This is a genomic window from Streptomyces sp. NPDC048255, from assembly GCF_040652415.1.
Classification (GTDB): domain Bacteria; phylum Actinomycetota; class Actinomycetes; order Streptomycetales; family Streptomycetaceae; genus Streptomyces.
Genome location: NZ_JBEZMA010000162.1, coordinates 1 through 1030, shown reverse-complemented (window position 1 = coordinate 1030; position 1030 = coordinate 1). Strand labels below are relative to the sequence as shown.

Genomic DNA, 1030 nt, shown 5'->3' with positions numbered 1-1030 from the left:
CAGATAACCTCCGAAATACAAGAAGATGACGGTGATCGATGCAAGGATCACATGCTCAAACACCTTCACCTCGCCCATACCCTTCCCCGGCGTCGGCAGTTCACCTCCCGCGTGCACCGGATATGTTGTTCATGCCACCGCGCCGCAACAGATCTGGCCGCTCCTATTTACCTTCGAGCAGCTCTAGAATCTTGGTGTATTTCTTCTCTCTTGCCACCCCGATAGGGTCTTGGCATTTGTCACACTTATTGTCGACTCGGGCTCCGTGGCGCAAGAGCGCAGAAACCACCTCTTCATGCCCGTAATAAACCGCCCAGAAGAGAGCGGAATTCCCGCCCCCTTCCTGCTTGTTGACATCCACCCCTTCTTCGATCAGAAGATTGACGGCACGCACGTTGCCCTCTCTAGCTGCAACGGTCAGAGCTGTCCATCCGTCGTTCAAATACGCGTTCTTTACGCCCGGATGACCTTCTGCTATCGCTTTAATCTCATCCAGATTTCCGGAATTCACGGCAGCAAAGAAGTCGTTCCTCACCTGACCCGAAGTGCAGGACGCAAGACCAGCAATCGCCGCCGCGATCAATAACAAGAAAAAACTCTTTTTCGTGTTCATGGATTGAACTGATTTAGGATGGCGGGAATCACGGTAGAGTTTTTTGGCAGCGCGACGGTGCTTCCGCCGAGCGACTGCCGCCAAAATTCCGCCTGACCAGCAATGTCGGTTGGGAAAGAAGGCCCCACGGTATAGGGATCGGACATGCCCCCCGCCTCTAGAGCCGTGTTGGTCCGCGTTGCGCAGGTGTCTGTCGGATTGGGGATCTTACCGAACCACCACGGCGGCAGATTATCTGTTGTCCCCTTCAGATACGCCAACATCTGCGCCTCCTGCTCCGGAGTCGTATTGATGACAACCACGTTTGTATTTCTGCGCGGTGCCTCACGCTGCAGGTAATTGGTGAGACTGCTTCCCAGCAATGTTCCATTGCCGTAGCGGTCGATGCCGGAGCCGGTCACCGCGAACGCCGGGTGG

At 55.3% G+C, this 1030-nt stretch carries 2 protein-coding genes; both read right to left on the bottom strand.

Annotated features, from left to right (window positions below; translation table 11 throughout):
* Positions 1 to 163 precede the first annotated feature (163 nt).
* Complete coding sequence (locus AB0D94_RS37955) at positions 164 to 613, bottom strand: ankyrin repeat domain-containing protein (RefSeq protein WP_096379901.1); 450 nt, start codon at positions 611 to 613, stop codon at positions 164 to 166.
* Positions 610 to 1030 (bottom strand): hypothetical protein (locus AB0D94_RS37950; RefSeq protein WP_362062583.1); only part of this gene is annotated, 421 nt, incomplete at its 5' end. The genes AB0D94_RS37950 and AB0D94_RS37955, both read right to left, overlap by 4 nt.